The 22,427-nt window shown below is 74.2% G+C and carries 16 protein-coding genes and 2 pseudogenes; 10 read left to right on the top strand and 8 right to left on the bottom strand.

The genetic code is table 11. From position 1 onward, the window contains the following. Positions 1-22: 22 nt before the first annotated feature. The 3 genes from IF01_RS0130550 to IF01_RS44435 all read left to right on the top strand — a co-directional run bounded on the left by IF01_RS0130550 (position 23) and on the right by IF01_RS44435 (position 7,122). A complete protein-coding gene (locus tag IF01_RS0130550; protein ID WP_030396822.1) occupies positions 23-457 on the top strand; it encodes a YbaB/EbfC family nucleoid-associated protein in 435 nt (144 codons plus the stop codon). Further along, positions 450-842, top strand: a complete 393-nt coding sequence (locus IF01_RS0130545) for a WXG100 family type VII secretion target (RefSeq protein WP_030396821.1) — start codon at positions 450-452, stop codon at positions 840-842. Before IF01_RS0130550 ends, IF01_RS0130545 begins: the two co-directional genes overlap by 8 nt. A gap of 64 nt (positions 843-906) precedes the next feature. Beyond that, positions 907-7,122: a WXG100-like domain-containing protein gene (locus tag IF01_RS44435; protein WP_030396820.1), complete on the top strand. Its 6,216-nt coding sequence runs from the start codon at positions 907-909 to the stop codon at positions 7,120-7,122. Positions 7,123-7,397: 275 nt separating this feature from the next. Here the strand turns inward: IF01_RS44435 and IF01_RS0130535 are convergent, their stop codons facing one another. Further along, complete coding sequence (locus tag IF01_RS0130535) at positions 7,398-7,829, bottom strand: arsenate reductase ArsC (protein WP_030396819.1); 432 nt, start codon at positions 7,827-7,829, stop codon at positions 7,398-7,400. Positions 7,830-7,986: 157 nt separating this feature from the next. Here IF01_RS0130535 and IF01_RS0130530 point away from each other — a divergent pair, with 157 nt between their 5' ends. The 4 genes from IF01_RS0130530 to IF01_RS0130515 all read left to right on the top strand — a co-directional run bounded on the left by IF01_RS0130530 (position 7,987) and on the right by IF01_RS0130515 (position 10,246). After that, complete coding sequence (locus IF01_RS0130530) at positions 7,987-8,343, top strand: ArsR/SmtB family transcription factor (RefSeq protein ID WP_078880449.1); 357 nt, start codon at positions 7,987-7,989, stop codon at positions 8,341-8,343. 90 nt (positions 8,344-8,433) lie between these two features. Next, positions 8,434-9,189, top strand: coding sequence for an aquaporin (locus IF01_RS0130525; RefSeq protein WP_030396817.1), 756 nt, complete (start codon positions 8,434-8,436; stop codon positions 9,187-9,189). Between the two features lie 43 nt (positions 9,190-9,232). Continuing rightward, positions 9,233-9,382, top strand: coding sequence for a hypothetical protein (locus IF01_RS48580; RefSeq protein ID WP_157855389.1), 150 nt, complete (start codon positions 9,233-9,235; stop codon positions 9,380-9,382). Between the two features lie 75 nt (positions 9,383-9,457). Beyond that, positions 9,458-10,246: a sulfite exporter TauE/SafE family protein gene (locus IF01_RS0130515; RefSeq protein ID WP_030396816.1), complete on the top strand. Its 789-nt coding sequence runs from the start codon at positions 9,458-9,460 to the stop codon at positions 10,244-10,246. A gap of 10 nt (positions 10,247-10,256) precedes the next feature. On the opposite strand, the pseudogene IF01_RS46050 reads toward IF01_RS0130515, so the two are convergent. The 3 genes and pseudogenes from IF01_RS46050 to IF01_RS0130505 form a co-directional block, all read right to left on the bottom strand. Continuing rightward, a pseudogene (locus tag IF01_RS46050) lies at positions 10,257-10,462 on the bottom strand (YnfA family protein); the annotation flags it as partial. A gap of 49 nt (positions 10,463-10,511) precedes the next feature. After that, positions 10,512-10,985: a GNAT family N-acetyltransferase gene (locus IF01_RS0130510; protein WP_030396815.1), complete on the bottom strand. Its 474-nt coding sequence runs from the start codon at positions 10,983-10,985 to the stop codon at positions 10,512-10,514. A 59-nt stretch (positions 10,986-11,044) separates the two neighbouring features. Beyond that, entirely contained in the window at positions 11,045-11,398 is a 354-nt protein-coding gene (locus IF01_RS0130505) for an ArsR/SmtB family transcription factor (protein WP_030396814.1), read from the bottom strand. A gap of 127 nt (positions 11,399-11,525) precedes the next feature. Between IF01_RS0130505 and IF01_RS0130500 the strand changes: the two genes are divergently transcribed. Further along, positions 11,526-12,908: an FAD-dependent oxidoreductase gene (locus IF01_RS0130500; protein ID WP_030396813.1), complete on the top strand. Its 1,383-nt coding sequence runs from the start codon at positions 11,526-11,528 to the stop codon at positions 12,906-12,908. Positions 12,909-13,386: 478 nt separating this feature from the next. Here the strand turns inward: IF01_RS0130500 and sulP are convergent, their stop codons facing one another. Further along, complete coding sequence (gene sulP / locus IF01_RS48575) at positions 13,387-16,071, bottom strand: sulfate permease (protein ID WP_157855388.1); 2,685 nt, start codon at positions 16,069-16,071, stop codon at positions 13,387-13,389. A gap of 563 nt (positions 16,072-16,634) precedes the next feature. Between sulP and IF01_RS49385 the strand changes: the two are divergent. Together IF01_RS49385 and IF01_RS0130485 are read left to right on the top strand one after the other, a co-directional pair. Next, positions 16,635-16,862: pseudogene (locus IF01_RS49385) on the top strand (alcohol dehydrogenase); the annotation flags it as partial. Between the two features lie 31 nt (positions 16,863-16,893). Then, positions 16,894-17,574 (top strand): pyridoxamine 5'-phosphate oxidase family protein, encoded by a 681-nt coding sequence (locus IF01_RS0130485; protein ID WP_030396810.1) that lies wholly within the window; start codon positions 16,894-16,896, stop codon positions 17,572-17,574. 58 nt (positions 17,575-17,632) lie between these two features. Here IF01_RS0130485 and IF01_RS0130480 read toward each other — a convergent pair whose 3' ends face one another. The 3 genes from IF01_RS0130480 to pflB form a co-directional block, all read right to left on the bottom strand. Continuing rightward, positions 17,633-19,078 carry a pyridoxal phosphate-dependent decarboxylase family protein gene (locus IF01_RS0130480; RefSeq protein ID WP_244215677.1) on the bottom strand — a complete coding sequence of 482 codons (1,446 nt, stop codon included), beginning with the start codon at positions 19,076-19,078 and terminating at the stop codon, positions 17,633-17,635. A 219-nt stretch (positions 19,079-19,297) separates the two neighbouring features. Next, positions 19,298-20,071: a pyruvate formate-lyase-activating protein gene (gene pflA, locus IF01_RS0130475; protein WP_030396808.1), complete on the bottom strand. Its 774-nt coding sequence runs from the start codon at positions 20,069-20,071 to the stop codon at positions 19,298-19,300. Positions 20,072-20,149: 78 nt separating this feature from the next. After that, complete coding sequence (gene pflB / locus IF01_RS0130470; protein WP_030396807.1) at positions 20,150-22,420, bottom strand: formate C-acetyltransferase; 2,271 nt, start codon at positions 22,418-22,420, stop codon at positions 20,150-20,152. Positions 22,421-22,427 lie beyond the last annotated feature (7 nt).

Raw genomic sequence — 22,427 nt, 5'->3', positions numbered from 1 at the left:
ACCGGACCACGAGAGGAACGCCGTGCCCAGCCCGTACGACCAGCAGATCGAGGACCTCCTCGCGCAGTACGCACGCCAGCGCGAGGAGGCCGCCGAGACCCGCCGCCGGATCGCGGCCACCACGGCGACCGCCACCGACCCGCGGCAGGCCGTCAAGGCCACCGTGGGGGCCCAGGGCGAGCTCACGGCCCTGGAGTTCCCGACCGGCGCCTACCGCAGGATGGCCCCGAAGGAGCTGGCCGTCCTGCTGCTCGCCACCGTCGCGCAGGCCCGGGCGCAGGCACTGGAGGCGGTGTCCGCGGTGGTGACCGCCGAACTGCCGCCGGGCGTGGCCCTGGACGATCTGCTCGAGGGGCGGGTCGACCCGGCCGCGCTCCTCCCCGAGGAACCGGCCATGCCGGAGGCCGTCCGCGTGTACGTGGACCACGGCTTCGACGGGGCGCCGTCGCGTGGCTGAGCACTTCTCCGTCGACACCGAGGCCCTGGGGGCCGCCACCGGGCCGGTCCAGGAGTTGGCCGCGCTGATCAGAGCGGTCGGCACCCGGCTGGAGGCCCGCCTCGGCGAGCTCGGCGAGTGCTGGGGCGAGGACTACACCGGCCGGGAGTTCCGCGACCAGTACCTCCAGCCCAAGGAGCAGCTCACCGAGGGGATCTCCGGTACCGCCGAGGTCCTGGACAGCACGGTGGACAGCATCGGGACCATGGCGAAGGGCTTCCGGCGCACCGAGGAGCAGAACGTCGAGGCCCTGCGCACGCTCACCGCGGCCGCCCCCGACCTGCCGGCCGGCGGCGACGGCGCGCACGGCCCGCGCACCGGCGGGCCCCACGGCGGCCGTCGCTGACCCGGCCGTCGCCGGCCCGCTCGCAGGGCCGGTCGCCCCCTTGTGACCGAGGAAGAGTGAACGCATGAGCGTCGAGATGCCCCCCGCCCTCGACTGGGTAGCCAAGCTGGCGGTCGGCCAGTCCTGGCCCAAGGGCGACGAGGACCGGCTGCGCGGGCTGGGCGCGGCCTGGGACGAGGCGGCGCGGGAACTCAAGGGCATCAGCGAGCAGTTGGGCTCGACGGGCAACGGTGTGCTGGAGGCGGTGGGCGGCCGGGTCGCCGACGAGTTCCGGGCCTTCGTGACCCAGCTGGAGACCGCGGTGCCGCAGATGGCGGAGTCCTCGGGGCAGATGGGCAAGCTCGGCCGTCACACCGGCGTGCAGATCGAGTACTCGAAGTACATGATCCTCGGCCAGCTCGTGCTGCTGGCCGGTCAGATCGCGCAGTGGGCCTTCTTCGCGCCCGAGGTCATCCCGGCGGCGATCACCTCGGCGCGGGTGGCCGTCCGGATGATCCTGCGCCGCCTGGTCATCTCGGTCGCCGCGGGGGTGGCGCTCAACCTCGGTCTGGACGCCGCTGTCCAGACCATCCAGATCCTCAAGGGCGACCGGACCGAGTGGAGCCTCGACAACACCAGGTCGGCCGCGATCTCCGGGGCGATCGGCGGTGCGGTCGGCGGGGTGTTCTTCGGTGTCGGCGGCGTCGTCGCGCCGAGGTTCGCCGGCTCGCTGATCGGCAAGGGCGTGCTGGGCGCGGCCACCGGAGTGACCACGGCCGGGATCATGCTGGGCGTCTTCGGCGGTGAGGAACTTCTCGGGGCCTCCGTCGCGGCCGGCGTCGTCGGCTCGCTCGGCGGCGGCGGCCGGCGGAGGTTCGGAGGCAAGGGCGACACCGTGACGGTGGACCAGGTCCACCTCGACCTGCCGGACCGGCCCGTGCTCGACCTGTCCGGCGAGGGGGCGGTGGAAAGGACTCCCGTGCCCGTGATCACGTCGGACGGGCCGGCGGGCGGCGGCCCGCGGGCCGAGACCGGTCGCCCCCGGACCGCGCCGGGCGGGCCCGATCGCCCCGGAGGCGCACCTGCGGTCCCGGGCGAGGAGCGGCCGGCCGTCGCGCACGCGACCTCGACCACCGGGCGGACGGCCGGCGAAGGGGCGACCGGGCGCGCCGGCGCCGTCCTACCCGGCTTCGCGACGGCCGTCACCGACGCCGGCCGGACGGCTCTGCAGGGCGGGACGGCAACGTCGAGGGGGACGGCGACCGGCTCCGCGAGTCGGCCGTCCCAGGCCGGGACCGGTGCGTCCGCCCACGCGCAGGCCGGTGGCGCGGTTCGTGCGGCGGGCACCGCCGGGGCGACGGGCGGCGCGGGCCGGACGGCGGAAACCCTCTCGTCGACCGGCCACGCCGGGGCGACGGGACGCCCGCCGTCCGCCGCGTCGGCGGGTGTCGCCGGGCCCTCGGCGACGGCTGCGGGAACGCTGGGGGGAGGCACCCGGGGCGCGGGAACACCTACTGCCGCCCGGTTCGAGTCCGGAGGTCCGGAGGCCCGGGCGGCCGGTCCGGCGGCGGGCGACGGCCGCACCGCCGGCCCCACGGGCGCCGGACGGCCCGCGACCTCCGGGGGACCGGGCGCCCCTGGCGGGCCCGGCGCGGCGGCCACCCCGGCCCCCGTCCGGTCCGCCGCCGAACCCGCGTCCGCCTCCGCCAAGGCGTCCGCCCCCGCGGAGCCGGTGCGCGCGGCGGCCGGTCCCGGTCCGCGCGCGGAGCACGGCCCCGCGCCGGAGGCGGAGCCGACGGTGGCCACCGCTTCGGCCACCGCCTCCACCGCTGCCGGCCCGGAGCGCCCCACCGCCTCCACCGCCTCCACGGCCCCCACCACCGGGGCGCCCCCCGGTGACCGCTCTCGCCCCCCGGCGCCCAGGATGGTGCTGGACCGCACCCCGGGTTTCGTCGTCCGCTCCGAATTCGAAGCCCGCCGGTTCGTGTACGCCGGCGCCCCGGTCACCGACCTGACGGTCCGGATCGCCTTCCGGGACGGCGGCCGGGGGCACGACACCGCCTCGATCTGGACCAGACTCGTCGAGGGCGTCGAGGAGCATTTCAACCGGCCCGGCCACCGACTGGCCGGGGGCGATCGGCTGCACGTCACTGTGCTGCCCGCGCGCCTCGGCGAGCACGCCCACCTGACGGTCGACCTGGTCGGCCGGGACCGGGGCATGGACCAGCGCTCCTGGTGGCCGGATGCCGAACCGGTCGATTACGCTCACGAGTTGGGTCATCAGCTGGGCCTTCGCGACGAGTACCGGGCGCCGGACCTCCCGCACCGGCCCGCCGTCGAGGGCAGCATGATGGGCGACTACCACTGCCCGGCGCCTGAGGGCCTCCCACAGGCCGGTCTCCGCGAGCGCCACCTCCGGCTCATCTCCGCCGTGGTGGGCGACCTGGACGCCCCGGTCCCCGCCGGAGGGCACCACCCGAGCTGGGCGGCCGCCCGGGCCGCCGCGACCGCGCACTCCCGTGCGCACGGCTGGGCGGACCCGGTCTCCGACCCGCTGCACCGGGGGCGGCCCACCGGTTCGTCCGCCGTGGCGCCGCGCACCCACGCCTCGGCGAGCGACGCCGGCCAGGGCCACTCCGGGTCTGCCGCTCCCGCCCCCGGTGCCGGGGGCCACGCCGCCGGAAGCGCGGCTGCCGGAAGCCCCGCCGCCGCGGCCGGCAGCGGATCCGCGGCCCAGCCCGACACCTCCCGCAACTCGGTTCTGATGCAGCCCGGGTACGCCTCCGGCGACCAGTTCGGCATCTCCGTCTCGCTGCTGCACGACCCGAACATGCACGTGCTGATCGCGCGCGGCCCGGAGCCCGGCACCCCCGGCCACGACCCCGTCCAGGACAAGTCCCGGGCGATCGCGCGGTTCTACCGCTCCACCGGGATCGGCGCCGACCGGATCCACTTCGTCGACGTCCCCTCGATGGAGAAGCGCACCGTCTGGCGGGCCCTGAACGGAGAGGCCACCCGGATCGCCCAGCAGGACTGGGGGATCGAGAAGAGCTATGACGAGATGTACCAGCAGGGGGAGATCTGGGGCGTCACGGACGGCACCGAGTACGTCGGTCAGGTCTTCTCTGACGGGTTGCGGAACACCGTCCGCGAGGCCTGGGGCATGACCGACGCGCACGACGGGAGGATCGGTTCCTGGCTGGAGGGGCGCGGGATCCACCTGCCCCCGAAGGACGGCAAGGTCCTGGTGCTCTGGTCCCGCTTCACCGGGAAGGCCACCCGGTGGGACGACCTGCGCAGCCGGATGGAGCACGACACCAGCTTCCAGGGCATCCGGCAGATCGTGCGCGACGTCGGCCGCGAGTACGACGCGGTGATCATCACCGGGGACCCGCACCCGAATCCCGCGAAGAGCGACAAGTGGGACGACCTCGTCGTGCAGATGCGCTCTGACCTGGGCACCGACACCGTCCACCACATCACCGGCTTCTGGAAGGGCAGGGGGGAGGAGCTCACTTCCTGGGGCGGCGACACCCGCACCGGGCAGTTCCTGCTGTACGACGCCCTGCACCGCCACTACCGGCTCGACCACCTCGGCTTCCGCTCCGGAAACCTGGAGGCGGTCGCACTGCTCGGCCACCGGGTCTCCTACCTGGAGGAGGCGGGCGCCGGCGGTGCCGCCCGGATGGCGCAGTGGCACGACTCCGGCAACGGCCTGACCCGGGGCGGCGGTCTGGCACCGGGCTACGAGCGTGTGATCGTTCCCGAGCCGCCCACCGCCTCCGGCCGTTACGCGCAGCAGTTCGACGTCGACGGCTTCGCACAGGACGGCCGCGGCTACCAGCCACCGGACCCGAATGCCTGGTGGCGCAAGCCCGCTGAGGTGTACGGCCAGGAACGCGGCTTCGGCACTCGTGAACTGGACGACATCCGGGCCCAGTTGGGTCTGCCGGATGTGTCCGGGGCGCGTGACCGGGCCGGGTTCTTCACCGACCGGGTGCAGCACCTGCGGAGCAAGTACGAGACGGTGCGTGCCGAGGTGGTGCGCCACTCCGGCGGGGGACCGCAGGTCGAGGCGTACCTGTCCGGCTACGACCGGTACTTCAGGACGGCACCGGACGAGTACCACGCCGGGCCGGAGCAGCTGTACCACGACCTCGTCCAGCACGGCCTGCCCCACCTGCCGCAGCTCCGGCAGTACTCGCGGAACCTCGCGTACCAGGCGTACGCCCAGCAGACGGCCGCGCACGCGCAGCCCTCCTGGGGGGGTGACGGGCTGGCCCCGCGGGCGCCGGCCTCCGACAGCACCGGCGCGGTCACCGGCCGGGTCACCGGCCACGCCGCCGGAACGTTCGCCGAGTCCCCGGCCGGGTCCTCGGGGGCCCGTGCCTCCGCGGGACCGGAGGGCCCGACGCCCGCCGGTCCGGCGGAACCCGCCGAGGCGGCCCCGCGCGCTCCGATGACGACCGGTGAGCACGACCTGTCCGGCCAGCAGCCCACCCAGCCCGTCCAGCCCGTCCACCCGCTCCAGCCTGCCCACCCGGTCCAGCCCCCCGCCGGGGCGGCCGCCGGGCCCGCCGCCCAGGGGCACCCGTTCCGCTACGCGGAAGGCGCCGTCGAGCCCGACGCCGCCCACTTCGCCCGTGCCGACGCCCTGGCCGCCGAGGTGGTCCGCGCCGCGGTCGGGCGCGTGGAGTCCGGGCTCCCGCTGCCGAGGATCACGGTCACCGGCCACGGCAACGGAACGGTCGCCGGCCGGCCCCACTTCGGCCGGGCCATGCAGGTCGGCAAGGAGCGCGCCGAGGCGCTCGCCGATCTCCTCGTCGAACGGATCGCCACGCACCTGGGCGGACACGACACCCGGCTCACGACGGCGGACTTCGAGGTCCGCACGCGCTCCCGCGGCCAGCTCGCCCCGCTGGGCACGGACCCGGCCCACCTCACCGCCGAGGAGCGCCGCCAGGCCGTGGTCACCATCGACCACCCGGAGCCGGAACCCGCCGCCGCGGCCCCGGCGGACCACCCCGACGGGGGCACCGGAGGCACGGCGGAGGCGCGGGCCAACGCCGTCCGTCACGGTCTCGGCGCGGAGACGGTCGACTACCTGTTCGGAGACGGCCCCAGGCCCGGGCAGACGGTTGCCGAGATCGGTGAGCACCCGTCCTGGGTCGAGGACCGCGCGCTCGGCCGGTGGGCCGCCGGGGTCGCGATGACCCCGAAGTACGAGACCCTCGTCGCGCTCAACCGGCTGACCCGCTCCGGCGAGGGGCCGCAGGGCGACACGCTGCTCTACCTCGGTGCGAACGCGGACGTCGAGCACCCGCTCTTCACCACCCGGGCGACGCGGATGACCCTCATCGGTGTCGACCCGGAGAACCTGGACGCGGTGACCCGCAAGGCCCACCTGGACCAGGTGGTCGGCGTGATGGAGCGCAGCCTGCGCGGCTACGCGACGCCCGGCCACGCGGTCGTGCGGGCGGAGACCGAACCCGGCCGGGTGACCAGACTGACCGTCGAGGGCCCGGACGGCCCGGTGCTCACCGTCGACTACCACGCGGTCACCTACGACGAGTACCTGCACGCGAACCCCGGCGAGCGGTTCGACGTGGTGATGGACAAGGACTCCTGGTTGCTGGAGTGGCGTTCGGAGCAGGGGGTGGCGGACGCGGTCGACGCTCTTCTGGCGCAGGGCGGCAGCTGGGTCGGCGGGACGGAGCTCGGCGCGGTGGCCGCCGCCCGGTTCACACGGGCCCCGGCGGAGCGGCTGGGCGTCGGCGACCCCAAATGGAGCGGCTACCAGGACCTGCGGCTCCGGACCCGGACCGACCGGCCCGCCGAACCGGCCGCCGCCACCGCCCCGCCCTCGCCCTCGACCTCGGATCCGGCCCCGACCTCGACCGCGACCTCCTCGACGTCGGCCGCTGCTGGCGCCGGTGCCGCCACGGAGGCCAGGGTCGGCGAGCTGTTCACAGGTGTCATGGTGGCCGCCCGGGACCGCTTCGCCTTCCGCGGCTGGACCTTCGACGAGGCCGCGTACAAGTCCATGCTCGACGACGACCTGGCCTACTCCCTCCCGTACCACAACTCCTTCGCCGGGGACGAGGCCAGCGTGCTGGCGAACGCGCTCGCGCTGCTCCCCGGCGTGGCCCGGCGCCTCTCCGCCGAGATCGCCACCTTCGCCGGGACGGACGGCGACTTCGGCGCTCGCCGCATCCTGCGGGACCTCGCGGTGCTGCTCGACCTCGACCCGGACGTGCTCGCCCCGCTCCCGACCGGGGTGACCGGAGAGGAGGGGGCCTGAGCCCACCGCGGCCCTTCGACCGCCCCCGCGTCCACCACCTCACTGGCGGCCACGGCGGTGCCGCCCCCCGAGCCGCACGCAGGACCGTCCACAGCGAGGGACCTTCGCTACCGCCCCGTCGTGGACGGCTGACCGATCGATGCGCCGGCCGAGGTCCGGTCGCTCGCCGACCAGGTCCGGGTGCCGGTGGGCGAGGAGGTCGGCGGCCCACGCGGCCCAGTGCGTCGGAGACGCTCTGTGAGGTCGGCCGGCGGTGGCGGTCCCGGTCACGGCGGTCAGCTCTCCCGGCCGGCGGCGGCCGCGGCGTCGATCTCGGTGATCAGGTTCTCGATCAGGCTCCTGATCTCGTCGCGGATCGGGCGGACGGCTTCGACGCCCTGGCCGGCCGGGTCCTCCAGCGTCCAGTCGAGGTACTTCTTGCCGGGGAAGTACGGGCAGGCGTCGCCGCAGCCCATGGTGATCACGTAGTCGGATGCCCGGACGGCCTCGGTGGTGAGCACCTTCGGCTTCTGGTCGGCGATGTCGATGCCAAGCTCCGCCATCGCGGCGACGGCGGAGGGGTTGATCCGGTCGCCGGGGACGGAGCCGGCGGAGCGGACCTCCACGCGGTCACCGGCGAGGTGACGCAGGAACCCGGCGGCCATCTGGGAGCGACCGGCGTTGTGGATGCAGACGAACAGCACGGAGGCGGCAGGAGCGGCGGTCATGGCGGGTCTTCCTTCGAGTGTGCGGGGGCATCGTGGGCTCCGGCCCGAACGGGGAGAGGGGGCACGGTCGTGGGGCGAGGCGTGCGACATCCCCAGTGGTGGCCGGAGGAGAACTGGGGCTCGCTCGGCGGGTCCGGCGCAGGTAACGTATCAGCCTATGGTGATGTCAGTCGACAGTGATGCAAGCGGGGCTCCGGCCACCGGCACGGCCCCCGACCAGGCCCGGGTCCTCAGGGCTCTGGCCGACCCGCTGAGGATGCGGATCGTCTCCCTGCTCTCCCGGGAGGCACTGTGCACGACGCACCTGGTCGAGGAGACCGGCGCGAAGCAGACCAACCTCTCCAACCACCTGAAGATCCTGCGCGAGGCCGGACTGGTGGACACCGAGCCCTGCGGCCGCTTCACCTACTACGCGCTGCGCCCCGAGGCCCTGACCGGCCTGGCCGCCGACTTCGCAGCCCTTGCCTCCGCTGCCCGCCTGACCGCCGAGGCGGGCTTCAAGCGGTCCTGCTGACCCACGCCGCCCCACCCACGCCACCTGACCCACCCGACCCACCCCACCCGGGCGGCCTGCCCCGCCCCGCGCACGAGGAGCTCCACAGCGTTGAACGCCACGGACGAGGCCAGACCCCACACCGCCGAGCCGCTGGCCGCCGAGCCCCCGGCCGTCCCGCTGCCGAACCGGGTGGCGGCCGAGCTGGTCGGCACCGCCGCCCTTGTCGCGGTCGTGGTCGGATCCGGCATCCAGGCCACCGAACTCACCCACGACGTCGGCCTCCAACTGCTGGCCAACTCCCTGGCCACCGTCTTCGGCCTCGGCGTGCTGATCCTGCTGCTCGGCCCGGTCTCCGGCGCGCACTTCAACCCCGTCGTCACCCTCGCCGAGTGGTGGAACGGCCGCCGCGACCCGAAGGGCCTGCGGCCGGTCGAGGTGGCCGCGTATGCCGCCGCCCAGACCGCGGGCGCGATCGGCGGGGCCGTGATCGCGGACGCGATGTTCGGCCGCGCGCTCGTCTCCTGGTCCGGCCACGACCGTTCGGCCGGACACCTGCTGCTCGGCGAGGTCGTCGCCACCGCCGGGCTGCTCTTCCTGATCTTCGGCCTCGCCGAGCGCGACCTGCTCCGGTACGCCCCCGTGGCGGTCGCCTCCTACATCGGCGCGGCCTACTGGTTCACCTCCTCCACCTCCTTCGCCAACCCCGCCGTGACCATCGGCCGGGCCTTCACCGACACCTTCGCCGGTATCGCCCCCACCTCCGTGCCCGGCTTCGTCGGCGCCCAGTTCGCCGGAGGCGTCCTCGGCCTGGTGCTGGTCGCGCTGGTCTTCGACCACCGCCGTCGAACGGCCGCCGCGAGGTGAGCGAGGTCCGGCACGCCCAGGTGGTCCTGGCCGAGCCCTGGTCATGGTTACCGGCAGCTGGGAGCGCCTCTTCGTCCCCGCCGTCTCCGGCCGGGGCGGGTTCACGGGCCGTCGGCTCCACGCGGACGGCTACCGCGGCACCGGCGGCTTCGCCGGGCGCCCGGCCGCCGGGCCGGGGCCGGGCGTCCGGTAGGTGGACACCCGCCCCGGCCCGGCCCGTCGGCGCCGATACTGGCCGCCGCACTCGGCACCGGCAGGAGGTCACCGCGTGGACTGGCCGACAACCCTGCTCGGCTTCGCGGCCGGGCTGGGCATCTCGACCGTCACCGCACCGGTCGGCGTCTCGGGTGCGGTGTTCCTGCTGCCTGTCCAAGTCAGCGTCCTGAACGTGCCCAGCCCCGCCGTGACCCCGACGAACCTGCTCTTCAACGTGGTGGCGGGCCCCGGCGCGCTCCTGCGGTACCGCCGCACCGGGCACCTGGGCGGCCCGCTCCCCCGCCTACTGATCGGGGGCACCGTTCCCGGCGTGATCGCAGGCGCTGTCATCCGGGTGTTCGCCGTCCCCGGCCCGGCCGTCTTCCGCCTGCTGGTCGCGGCCCTGCTGCTGCCGCTCGGCATGTGGCTGTGCGCGCGTACCCTGCGCCCTGGCCCGTACCGGGCCGCGGTAGGGCCGTCGCCGACGGCCCGGAGCACGACGGCGCTCGCGCTGGCCGTCGGTGTCGTCGGGGGGATCTACGGGATCGGCGGGGGCTCTCTGGTCGGCCCCGTCCTGGCCGGCCGCGGTGTCCCGGTCGCCACCGTGGCACCCGCCGCGCTGGCCACCACCTTCGTGACCTCCGTCGTCGGGGCCGGCACCTACGCGCTGCTGGCCCTGACCACCACCGGCGACATCGCCCCCGACTGGCCGCTCGGCCTGGCCTGCGGCCTCGGCGGCCTGACCGGCGGCTACCTCGGCGCCCGCCTCCAGTCCCACCTGCCCGAAACCGCCCTCCGACTGTTGCTCGGCTCCCTCGCCACCGCCCTCGGCGCGCTCTACGCCCTCCAAGCGGCCCGATGAGCGGTCGGTGCCCGCGCGCGGCGTACATGATCACAGCTTCGCCGGCCGGGCACGCCGGCGCACCGAGGACGTCGTAGCGGTCCGGCCGGTACCCGTCCACGGCCGTGCCGCGGGCCGGCGACCCGGCGACCGACACCCCGCCGTCGGCGGCGAGGATCCGCCGGAGTCGGCGTCCTCCTGCAAGGCGGCGACGAAGCCGCAGACGCCGAGCGCGACGGTGGACCTGTGCCCGGGTACCGGTGGCAGGCCCGCCGGGGGAGACGGGTCAGTCCGCGGTGCGGCTGCGGCGCTCGATCAGCACCACGTCGCGCCACACCCCGTGGTGGCGCGCGATCCGCTCGCGGGTGCCGATCACGCGGAAGCCCGCCTTCGCGTGCAGGGCCAGGCTCGCGGTGTTCTCCGGGAACACCCCGGACTGGATCGTCCAGATCCCGGCCGCCTCGGTCGAGGCCACCAGCGCCTGAAGAAGGGCGCGGGCGACGCCCCGGCCGCGGGCGTCGGGGTGGACGTAGACGGAGTGCTCGACCACCCCCGCGTACGCGGGCCGGGCCGAGACCGCGCTGACCGCCGCCCACCCGAGCACCCGGCCGCCCGGGTCGAGGGCGACGTGGCGGTGGCCGGGGAGGCGGGCGGCGTCGAACGCCGCCCAGGCGGGGGCGGCGGCCTCGAAGGTGGCGTTGCCCTCCTCGATCCCGGCCCGGTAGACGGCCAACACCTCATCGGCGTGCTCGGCCAGCATGGGGGCGAGGGTGAAGTCCGGGCCGGTCACCGGCGATCGCTCCTTCGGGGTGCGGGCGGTCAGCGGGTCAGGTCGAGCAGGGCGGACATGCCGGCCAGTACGGAGGGGGCGACCTTGTAGTACACCCAGGTGCCCCGGCGCTCGGAGGTCAGCAGCCCCGCCTCGCGGAGCTTCTTCAGGTGGTGGGAGACGGTCGGCTGGGAGACCCCGACGTCCTGGATGTCGCACACGCACGCCTCCCCGCCCGGGTGCGAGGCGACCTTGGAGAACAGCCGCAGCCGCACCGGGTCGCCGAGCGCCTTGAACATCGCCGCCATCCGCACCGAGTCCTCGACCGACAGCTCGGCCGAGGTGAGTGGCGGGCAGCACGGCACGGTCTCGGGCTCCAGAACCGTCAACTCCAGATTCGACATATGTCTATGTTGACACTCGTCAATGTCGGGTGGCAAGGTCGAAGGCGCAACCATATCGACAACTGTCGAATCAAAAGGGCGGGCGGACCGTGCTGCCGCCCACCCGATGCGAAGGGGAGAAACCGCCATGACCTCCGACACCGGCTTGCCCGTCCTCGTCATCGGCGCCGGCCCGATCGGCCTGGCCGCCGCCGCCCACCTCCTGGAGCGGGGCATGGAGCCGCTCGTCCTGGAAGCCGGCCCCACCGCCGGCAGCGCCGTGCGCTCCTGGTCCCATGTGCGGCTGTTCTCCTCCTGGGCCGAGGTCGTCGACCCCGCCGCCGAGAAGCTGCTCGCCCCCACCGGCTGGACCCACCCCGACCCCGCCGCCTGTCCGACCGGCGGCGACTGGGTCGCCCTCTACCTCCAGCCCCTCGCCGAGACCCTCGGCGACCGCGTCCGCTACGACACCCGTGTCACCGGCGTGGCCCGCGCCGGACGCGATCGCATCGTCGACGCCGACCGCGACCAGCAGCCCTTCACCGTCCACGTCGCCCACGCCGACGGGAGCGAGGAGCGCCTGCTCGTCGCCGCCGTCATCGACGCCTCCGGCACCTTCTCCACCCCCAACCCGCTCGGCGCCAACGGCCTGCCCGCCCTCGGCGAGCGCGCCAACGCCGACCGCATCTCCTACCGTGTGCCCGACCTCAGGGACCCCGTCGTCCGCGCCCGGTACGCCGGGAAGCGCACCGCTGTCGTCGGCACCGGCGCCTCCGCCTTCACCACCCTCGCCTCCCTGGCAGACCTCGCCGAGCAGGAGAGCGGCACCCACGCCGTGTGGGTCCTGCGCCGCGGCATCACCGGCTCCACCTACGGCGGCGGTACCGCCGACCAGCTCCCCGCCCGCGGTGCGCTCGGCCTCGCCGCCAAGGCCGCCGTCGACAACGGCTACGCCGACGCGCTCACCGGCTTCCGCACCGCCACCGTCGAGCGCACCGGCGACAAGCTCGCCCTCGTCGCCGAGGACGGCGCCCGCACCGACGGCCTGGACGAGGTCATCGTCCTGACCGGCCTGCGCCCCGACCTGTCCTACCTCACCGAGCTGCGGCTCGGCCTGGACGACCGGCTCCAGGCCCCGACCGCGCTGGCCCCGCTGATCGACCCCAACCAGCACTCCTGCGGCACCGTCTACCCCCACGGCGCGAACGAGCTCTCCCACCCGGAGAAGGACGTCTACCTCGTCGGCATGAAGTCGTACGGCCGTGCCCCCACCTTCCTCGCCATGACCGGCTACGAGCAGGTCCGCTCGGTGGCTGCACACGTCGCGGGCGACCTGGAGGCCGCAGCCCGCGTCGAACTCACCCTTCCCGAAACCGGCGTCTGCGGCGGCGCCGGCCTCTACGACCGGCCCACCCCGGCCGAAAGCACCGACGCGGGCTGCTGCTCCGTCTCCGCCGCACCCCGGCTCATCACCCTCGGTGTCGGCAACGACCCCGCCGGCGGCTCCTGCTCCACCCCTGGCGGTTGCTGACACCCCGACCGACCCGCTGCGGCCCGGCCCCGGTCGGCGGTGTCCCGGGTCGTCGGTGTGCTCGTCCTGGTCCTCCTCGTCCCCGGCCGCGGCCCCGCCCCGCGGCCCCGCCCCGCGGGCCCGCGGACCGCGTCTGCGGCTGGGCGCGCTGCTTCGCCTGCCCGCCCTGCGCCGGACCACCGCCTGCGCAGCCCTGCTCGGACTCGCCACTCGACGACCGCACCCTCGCCTACGCCCTCCCGGGCGACGACGGCAGTGACCTGTGGACCGTCCTCGCCGACGGAACCGGCACCCCGGCCCTGCTCGCCGCCGCCGCGCTCGCCCCCGCCGTCGTCCGGTGCCCCGGCGCACGGCCGGACGAGCGGGGGCGTCGGTCGGCTGCACCTCCGGCGCGGCCGCCCCTCCTGCCCGACCCCCCCTCCTGCCCTGCCTCCTCCGGCACTGATGGCCGACGACCTGCGCGGTCGAGGCTCGCACTTCACGGCCCGTCCAGCCGCGCCACCAGGGCGCGCACCCCGATGGGGAGTTCCCTCACCCGTACGCCGGTCGCGTGGTGCACCGCGTTCGCGATCGCCGCGGCCGTGCCGACGATGCCGATCTCACCGATGCCCTTCGATCCCATGGGGCTGACGTGCTCGTCCCGTTCGTCGATCCAGTACGCCTGGACGTCCGGGACGTCGGCGTTCACCGCGACGTGGTACGAGGCGAGGTCCCGCTCGGCGTGGTCGCCGAACAGCGGATCCATCGTCGAATCCTCCAGCAACGCCATCGACGCCCCCATCACCATGCCGCCGAGGAGCTGTGACCGGGCCGTGAGCGGGTTCAGGATCCGCCCGGCCGCGAACACCCCGAGCAGTCGACGCAGTCGCACCTCGCCGGTGTCCCGGTCCACCTGCACCTCGGCGAACTGCGCGCCGAACGCGTGCCGGGCGTACTCCGCGTCCTGCTCGACGAGCTCCCGGGTGTCGGCGCTCGCCGACAGGCCCTCCGCCGGCACCGGCGTGCCCGCGGCGAGTCGGTGTGCCAGCTCGGATGCCGCCGCGTGCACCGCCCAGCCCCAGGAGGAGGTGCCGCTGGAGCCGCCCGCCACTCCGCCGCGCGGCAGGTCGCTGCGCCCGATCTCGATCGTGATCCGCTCCACCGGGGCGGCCAGGACCTCCGCGGCGATTACCGCCAGCACCGTGCGGGCGCCGGTGCCGATGTCGGTCGCGTTGACCCGGACCTCGAACGTGCCGTCCGCCGTCGCCCGCACCTCGGCGGCGGCCGGGGTGATCAGCACCGGGTAGGTGGAGGCCGCCACGCCCGTCCCGACCAGCAGCCGGCCCTCGGCGCGTCCGGCGGGTTCGCGCCCGGCCCAGCCGAAGCGGTGGGCCCCCTCCCGCAGGCATTCGGCCAGGTGGCGGCTGGAGAAGGGCCGGCCGCTGTCGGGTTCGGTGTCGGGTTCGTTGTCGCACCAGAGCCGGTACGCCTCCACCGCGGTGGGCAGTGTGGGGAAGATGCGCCCCTGACCGACGGACTCGGTCAGGCCGTACGCGTCCAGTTGGTCGCGCAGGTCCTGTTTGACGCGTGCCACGGCGAAGACGATGCCACGCCGGTCGAGTTCCCGGCGCAGCGCGTCCACCGAGTCCAGCGCGGTGATGTCGACCTCGACGTTGGCCTCGGTGTTGAGGACGAACCACCGCACCGGGGCCGTCCCGTCGTCGGCGGCGGCCAGCGCCCTGCGGCGGAAGTCCTCGGCGTTGGCGAAGAACAGCGGGGAGTCGTAGCGGTACACCACCAGGCCGGAAATGGTGCGGGCCTTCGAGTAGTCGTCGACGTCGTGCATGCCGGCCAGACCGGGTACCAGTCCCTGGACCGCGTCGTGCGGTCGCGCCACCCGGCTCAGCAGTTCGGTCACCGACAGCGCCACGGCCACCAGCACGCCGTACAGGATGTCCAGCGCGAGGACGCCGGCCGTACAGGCGATCGCCAGCACCAGTTCCCGTCGGCGGAAGGAGGCCAGCCTGCGGAAACCCGCCAGGTCGATCATCCGCACGGCGGCGAACACCACGACGGCACCGAGCACAGGCACCGGCAGGTCTCCCAGCAGCGGGCCGAGGAAAAGGAGCACCGCGAGGACGCACGCGCCGGCTGTCAGCGAGTACACCTGGGTGCGTCCGCCCGTCGACCTGGCGAGCGCGGTCCGGCTGGCGCTGCTGCTGACGGGGAACCCGGAAAGGAGACCGGCGCCGAGATTCGTGCTGCCCAGGGCGAGCAGCTCCTGGTCGGCGTCGAGGCGCTCCCCGCTGCCCTCGCTGCCCTCTGACGCGAAGGCCCGCGCGGTGAGGATCATGTCGGTGTAGCCGACCAGGAGGACGCCGACGGCGGGCAGCACCAGCCGGTCCAGCTCGCCCAGGTCCGGCCAGGAGAAGTGGGGGAGCCCGCCGGGGATCGCTCCGATCGTGTCGATGCCGTGCTGTTCCAAGTCGAACGCGGCCACCGCCGCCGTACCCAGGACGATGGCCACCAGGGGCGCGGGCAGCCGGGGGACGAAGCGTGCGGTGGTAAACAGGAAAAGCAGGGCGGCGGCGCTCAGGGCGGTGGTGGCCGCGTTCGCCTCGGGAAGGTGTCGGGCGAAGGACCACAGCTGTGGAAGGAAGCGCTCACCGGTCACGGGGACACCGGTGAGTTTCGTCAGCTGATCAACCATCATGATCAGGGCGACCCCGGTCAGATAGCCGATCAGGACGGGCTTCGAGAGCAGGTCGGCGACGAAGCCGAGCCGCAGCGCCCACGCCATCAGACACAAGCCTCCGACCACGACGGCCAGCGTCGCGGCGAGGACGGCGTAACGTCCGGGGTCCCCGCTCGCGAGCGGCCCGACCACGGTGGCAGTCATCAGCGCGGTCGTCGACTCGGGTCCGACCGACAGCAGCCGGGACGAGCCGAGAAGCGCGTACACCCCGATCGCCGGCAGGATCGCCCACAGGCCCGCGACCGGCGGCAGGCCCGCGACCCCGGCGTACGCCATGACCTGGGGAACCAGGTACGCCGCGACCGTCAGACCGGCCACCACGTCGCCACGCAGCCGACCCCGCCGGTAACCCCTGAGTACGGTCGCTCCCGGCACCGCGGGCACGAAACGGCGCCGGGACCGGCCCGTGCCGTCGCCGTGGCGCGCCATGGATCTCCTTCCACCGCGAAGTCCGACCACGCCCGACCGACGGAGTGTCGTCGTGACCGCCGTTCGCCCGGCATGGGCGCGGCTTCCCATCTGATCACGCGCCGGCTTCCTCTACGTGCAGGTGTTCACCGCCGGGAGTGCGCGTCGGCCCCCTCGGCGCGGTACCAGGTCGGCGGCCGCGAAGAGGTGGGCGGCGCCCGAACGCCGACCGATGGCGTACGGCGTCGTCGGGGTCGAGGTCCGGCCGGGCGCCCCGGCGTGACCCGACCGGGCGCGGTGCTCCCGCCGCTCCCCGCTGCGGAGTCCGGCCGCGGGACCGAGAATCGGTGGCATGACCGGTTCCGCCACCGGGCGGCCGGGCGTGGTGAGGGAGCAGCCCGATGGACACGACCGATGCCGCCCGGGCGCCGTGGCCCGTCCGGGTCTTCCTGCTCGACGACCACGAGGTGGTCCGGCGCGGCGTGCGCGACCTGCTGGACGCCGAGCCGGACCTCGAAGTCGTCGGTGAGGCGGCCACGTGTGCCCAGGCCCTCGCCCGGGTGCCGGCACTGCGCCCGGACGCGGCCGTCCTCCACCTGCAAGACCTCTGGATCCGGGACGTCACCATCACCACCGGCCTGGTCGACACCCACAGCACCCCGATGCTGCTCGACCTGCTCGCCGCCGGCCGCATCGACGTCTCCGGCCTGGTCACCCACCGGTTCGGCCTCGACGAGATGCAGGAGGCGTACGACGTCTTCGCCGCCGCCGGGGACAACGGCGCTCTCAAGGTCGCGCTCTTCCGGACCTGACCCGTACGGACCACGAGGCGAGGAGCCCACCGTGACCCGCAATCCCGATCTCGAAGCCGTCCGGCGGGCGAACGCCGCCGACGTGGCGCGCCGGATCGACGAACGCCGCCGCCAACTCGGTGTCGACGACGAGACCCTCGCCCGCGAGGCCGCCATGGCGCCCGCCTACCTGCGGCACCTGCTGGAGGTCGGGCCCGGTTTCGACGCCGCTGGATTCGTCCGGGTGGCGGCCGCCCTTCGCATGACCTGGACGGACCTCCTGGAGGACCGGCCGGACGCCCCGCCGGGGCAGTCGGAGCCCGCGGCCGGGGTGAGGCCGCTGCTGAGGCACCTCACCGAGCCCGAGTGCTGGGACCTGGTCGGCACCCACGGCGTGGGCCGGGTGGGCCTGCCCGCCGATCCGGCTCCTTCGGTCTACCCGGTGAACTACGCCGTCGACCGGCACACGGTCGTCTACCGCACCTCGTCCGGCGGTGCGGCCGCACCACCGGAGAACTCACCGGCGTCGTTCCAGATCGACCACCTCGACGACCGGCTGAGCGAGGGGTGGAGCGTGCTGATGGTCGGCACCGCGCAACACGTCGAGGACGTGGACGAGCAGCAACGGCTGCTCCGGCTTCCGGGGGCCACCCCTTGGGCGGGCGGCAGCCGTCCCCTGTGGGTCCGCGTCGTTCCGGACGAGGTCACCGGTCGCCGCATCGGCGGGGGATGAGCGGCAGCCGTCCTCGCGCGCCGACGTCCGGGCTGCGCGGCGTCGGTGGGCCCGAGGGTCACCGAGGGTCCGGAGGCCGCCCGGTCGCGGTGGTGGCCGGGCGGCCGTCGGTGTCGGCGGCGTGGAGGACTTCGCGGATCAGCAGGTCGAGGTCGTCCTCGGTGGTGCGGTAGTTGCACAGGCAGGCGCGCAGGACGATGCGCCCGCGCACGGCGACGGTGGCGAGGTAGGCGCGTCCGCTGTCCTGCACACGGCGGGCCACGCGGGTGTGGAAGGCGTCCGGGTCGCCGCTGCCCGGGTCGGTCACCCGGAAGCAGGCGACGGGCCACGGGCCGCCTGCCAGCAGTTCCAGCCGGGGTTCGCTGGTGATCCGGGTGCGCAACTGTTCGGCGAGGCACAGGTAGTGCTCGATGAGGGCGGTGACACCCTCGCGGCCCAGGTGCTGCAGCGTGGCCCACAGGGCCAGGGCTCGGGTGCCGGGGCGGGTCAGCTCGATCGTGGTGTGGGACAGCCAGGGCAGCGCGTCCGGTTCGTCGGCGGCGAGGTAGGAGGCCCGGTGCGCGAAGGCGGTGTGCAGGTGCTCGGGGTCCGGGACGAGCAGGGCTCCGCAACCCACCGGCACGCTGAGCGTCTTGTGCGGGTCGACGGTCATCGAGTCGAGCTCGTCGACTCCCTGGTAGAGGTGTGCCAGGGTCGGCACCGCGGCTCCCAGCCCGCCCCAGGCGCCGTCCGCGTGGTGCCACATGCCGATGCTCCGGCACAGCCGCGTGACGGGTCCGAGCGGGTCGACGGCACCGGTCGCGGTGGTGCCCAGGGTGCTGACGGTGCAGAACGGCAGCAGGCCCGCGTCCAGGTCCGCGGTGACCGCGGCGCGCAGGGCGGCCGGGTCCAGGCGGTCGTGCGCATCGGTGGCGACGGGGCGCAGCCGGTGGGCGGGCAGGCCGATGCAGGCCGCGGCCCTGGCGACGGACATGTGGGCCTGGGCGCTGCAGTAGAGGGTGAGCCGGGCGTGGTCGCGGTCGTATGCGGGGCCGTCGGAGGAGCCGCGGCGGGTGAGGAACCAGGTGCGGGCGGCGGCCAGGGCGAGCAGGTTGGCCATGGAGCCGCCGCTGGTCAGCACCCCGCCGGTGCCGTCGGGGAGTCCGGCCAGGTCGGCGAGCATGCGCACGGTGCCGCGTTCCAGGTCCATGAGGGCGTTCTCGCCCATGCCGCAGGTCGCGTTGACGGCGCTGGCCAGCAGTTCGGCGATGACGCCGGCCGGTGCGGGCGGCGAGTTGACCCAGGCGAAGAAGGCCGGGTGGCCGTTCCCGGTGGGGAAGGGGGCGATCTCGTCCCGCACGAAGTCGAGCACCCCGCCCAGGTTCCCGGCCCGGGCGCCCAGCTTCCCCGCACGCAGCCGCGCCCGCTGCCCCGGCGGCATCGGACGGGCCACCGGGCCCGCGGGCAGCTCGCTCAGATAGCCGGACACCCATTCCGCCGCGGCGACGAGTTCGTCGCGCAGCACCTTCGGGTGGGCGGCGGGCGGCAGCTGATCCCGCGACAGAAAGGTTTCGCCGAACCGGGGCGGATGAGGCTCAGGCAGCGGGTGGGCCATGGTGGAGCGGGGCCTTTCGTCGTCGTAGGGCCCCTGCTCGGCTCAGCGAGGCCGTGATCATAACGAGCGACTCGACCGGCAGGCACGCGAACCGGTCCGATGGGCCCCTGCGAGCGTTCCCGGCACGGGTCAGACGGCGTGCAGGCCGTGCGCCTCGAAGACGGCGCGGGCCTCGGCGGTCCGGCCGGGTGTGGGCACCGGGGTGTCGGCGAGCGGGAAGTCGAGGCCGAGGGCGCGCCACTTGGCGGCGCCGAGTCTGTGGAAGGGCAGGACGTCGACCCGGGTGACGTTGCCGAGCGAGGCCGTGAACGCGGCGACGCCCTCGATGTTCCCGGCGGCGTCGGTCAGGCCGGGGACGAGGACGAAGCGGACCCAGACCTCGGTGCCGAGACCGGCCAGACGGCGGGCGAACTCCAGGGTGGGGGCGAGTTCCTGCCCGGTCAGGTGCCGGTGGAGCGCGTTGTCCCAGGACTTGATGTCGAGCAGGACGAGGTCGGTGTCGGCGAGCAGCGCGTCGGTGGCGCGGGCGCCGAGGAAGCCGGAGGTGTCCAGCGCGGTGTGCAGGCCGAGTTCGTGCTTGAAGCGGTGCAGCAGCTCTCCGGTGAGCTCCGGCTGGAGGAGCGGCTCGCCGCCGCTGACGGTCGCGCCGCCGCCGGAGGCGCGGATGAACGCGGTGTACTTGGCGGCCTCCTGGACGATCCCGTCGGCGGAGGAGGGCTGTCCGTCGCGCATGTGCCGGGTGTCGGGGTTGTGGCAGTACAGGCAGCGCAGCGGGCAGCCGGCGAGGAAGGCGACGAAGCGGGTGCCGGGGCCGTCGACGCCCGTCGACAGGTCCCAGGAGTGCAGCGTGCCGGTCACCGGGCGCCGGGTGGCTGCCCGGTCGGCGGGGGTGGGCTCGGCCATGGGGTGTGCTCCTTCGGCAGGGCGCGGTGCCGGCGCCCCGGTCGGGGAGGCGTCGGCACCGCGAGGGGGCGGTCGGGGCTACAGCGCGTCGTGGAAGGTGCGGCCGATGACGTCGAGCTGCTGTTCGCGGGTGAGGCGGACGAAGTTGACCGCGTAGCCGCTGACCCGGATCGTCAGCTGCGGGTACTTCTCCGGGTGGGCCATGGCGTCCACGAGGGTGTCCCGGTTGAGGACGTTGACGTTCATGTGGAAGCCGTGGCAGGCGACGTAGCCGTCCAGTACGCCGACCAGGTTGGTGATCCGCTCCGCCGCGGTGCGGCCCAGGGCGTCCGGGGCGACGGTGTTGGTGAGCGAGATGCCGTCCTCTGCGTGTTCGTACGGCAGCTTGGCGACGGACAGCGCGCTGGCCACGTAGCCGTGTCGGTCGCGCCCGTTCATCGGGTTGGCGCCGGGGGAGAACGGCTCGCCGGCCCTGCGCCCGTCCGGGGTGTTGCCGGTCTTCCGGCCGTAGACCACGTTGGAGGTGATGGTCAGCACGGACTGGGTGTGTTCGGCGCCGCGGTAGGTGGGGTGCTTGCGGACCTTGCCCATGAAGTCCTCGACCAGCCGGACCGCGATAGCGTCCACGCGGTCGTCGTTGTTGCCGTAGGTGGGGTGGTCGCCCTGGACCAGGTAGTCGGTGACCAGGCCGGTGGCGTCCCGCACGGGGGTCACCTTCGCGTACTCGATCGCGGCGAGCGAGTCGGCGGCCACCGCGAGTCCGGCGATGCCGCAGGCCATGGTGCGCCGGACGTCCCGGTCGTGCAGGGCCATTTCGAGCCGCTCGTAGGCGTACCTGTCGTGCATGTAGTGGATGACGTTCAACGCGTGGACGTACGTCTCGGCGAGCCAGTCCAGTTGCTCGTCGAAGCGGGCCAGCACCTCCTCGTGGTCGAGCACGTCTCCGCCGACCGGGGCGGTGGCCGGGCCGACCTGCTCGCCGGACTTCTCGTCGCGGCCGCCGTTGATCGCGTAGAGCAGTGTCTTGGCGAGGTTGACCCGGGCGCCGAAGAACTGCATCTGCTTGCCGACCTCCATGGCGGAGACGCAGCAGGCGATCGCGGTGTCGTCGCCGAAGCGCGGGCGCATCAGCTCGTCCGACTCGTACTGCACCGAGGAGGTGTCGATCGACACCTGTGCACAGAACTCCTTGAACCCCCGGGGAAGTCGCGGGGACCAGAAGACGGTCATGTTCGGCTCGGGGGCCGGGCCGAGGTTGTACAGGGTCTGCAGGTAGCGGAACGACGTCCGGGTGACCAGGGTGCGGCCGTCCGTGCCCATGCCGCCGATCGACTCGGTGACCCAGGTCGGGTCCCCGGAGAACAGCTCGTCGTACTCGGGGGTGCGCAGGAAGCGGACGATCCGCAGCTTGACGACGAAGTCGTCGATCAGCTCCTGGGCCTGCTGCTCGGTCAGGAGTCCGGCGTCCAGGTCGCGCTGGAGGTAGACGTCCAGGAAGGTCGAGGTGCGGCCCAGCGACATGGCGGCGCCGTTCTGCTCCTTGACCGCCGCCAGGTAGGCGAAGTACAGCCACTGGACCGCCTCGCGGCCGGTGCGGGCCGGACCGGAGAGGTCGTACCCGTAGGCCGAGGCCATCTCCTTGAGCTCGCCCAGTGCCCGGATCTGCTCGGCGAGTTCCTCGCGCTCGCGGATCGTCTCCTCCAGCCGCGCCGGATCGCGCGGAGCGGCGTCCAGCTCCGCCTTCTCGGCGAGCTTGGCGTTGATCAGCCGGTCCACGCCGTACAGGGCGACCCGGCGGTAGTCGCCGATGATCCGGCCGCGGCCGTAGGAGTCGGGCAGGCCGGTGATGACGCCGGCCCGGCGGGCGGCCCGGATGTCGGGGGTGTAGGCGTCGAAGACCCCCGCGTTGTGGGTCTTGCGGTACTCGGTGAAGGTCTTCTCCAACTGCGGGTCGACCGGGTAGCCGTACGTCCTCAGCGCTCCCGCGACCATCCGCCAGCCGCCGTTGGGCATGATCGCGCGCTTGAGCGGGGCGTCGGTCTGGAGCCCGACGATCAGCTCCCGCTCCCGGTCGATCCAACCCGGGGCGTGTGCGGTGATGGTGGACGGGATGTCGTGCGCGACGTCGTACACGCCCTTGGCACGCTCCTCGGGGAAGCGGTCGGTGATCCGCCGCCACACCTCGGTGGTCCGCTCGGTGGGGCCGGTCAGGAAGCCGGCGTCGCCCTCGTAGGGGGTGTAGTTGTGCTGGATGAAGTCGCGGACGTCGATCGCGTCCCGCCAGGCTTCACCCCGGAAGCCCTCCCAGGCCGGGGCGGGCGCGGGCTGCGTGTGCGGTGCGGTGGTCATCTCGGTT

It is taken from the genome of Kitasatospora purpeofusca (genome assembly GCF_000718025.1).
Taxonomy (GTDB): domain Bacteria; phylum Actinomycetota; class Actinomycetes; order Streptomycetales; family Streptomycetaceae; genus Kitasatospora; species Kitasatospora purpeofusca.
Note: the sequence above shows the minus strand (reverse complement) of the source record. Positions and strands in the feature narration are given on the sequence as shown.

Excerpts from the sequence above, each read along its gene's own strand:
- IF01_RS44435 (WP_030396820.1), top strand. The coding sequence starts at position 907 with ATGAGCGTCGAGATGCCCCCCGCCCTCGACTGGGTAGCCAAGCTGGCG.
- IF01_RS0130535 (WP_030396819.1), bottom strand. The coding sequence starts at position 7,829 with ATGACCGCCGCTCCTGCCGCCTCCGTGCTGTTCGTCTGCATCCACAAC.
- IF01_RS0130530 (WP_078880449.1), top strand. The coding sequence starts at position 7,987 with ATGGTGATGTCAGTCGACAGTGATGCAAGCGGGGCTCCGGCCACCGGC.
- IF01_RS48580 (WP_157855389.1), top strand. The coding sequence starts at position 9,233 with ATGGTTACCGGCAGCTGGGAGCGCCTCTTCGTCCCCGCCGTCTCCGGC.
- IF01_RS0130510 (WP_030396815.1), bottom strand. The coding sequence starts at position 10,985 with ATGCTGGCCGAGCACGCCGATGAGGTGTTGGCCGTCTACCGGGCCGGG.
- IF01_RS0130505 (WP_030396814.1), bottom strand. The coding sequence starts at position 11,398 with ATGTCGAATCTGGAGTTGACGGTTCTGGAGCCCGAGACCGTGCCGTGC.
- IF01_RS0130500 (WP_030396813.1), top strand. The coding sequence starts at position 11,526 with ATGACCTCCGACACCGGCTTGCCCGTCCTCGTCATCGGCGCCGGCCCG.
- sulP (WP_157855388.1), bottom strand. The coding sequence starts at position 16,071 with ATGGCGCGCCACGGCGACGGCACGGGCCGGTCCCGGCGCCGTTTCGTG.
- pflA (WP_030396808.1), bottom strand. The coding sequence starts at position 20,071 with ATGGCCGAGCCCACCCCCGCCGACCGGGCAGCCACCCGGCGCCCGGTG.
- pflB (WP_030396807.1), bottom strand. The coding sequence starts at position 22,420 with ATGACCACCGCACCGCACACGCAGCCCGCGCCCGCCCCGGCCTGGGAG.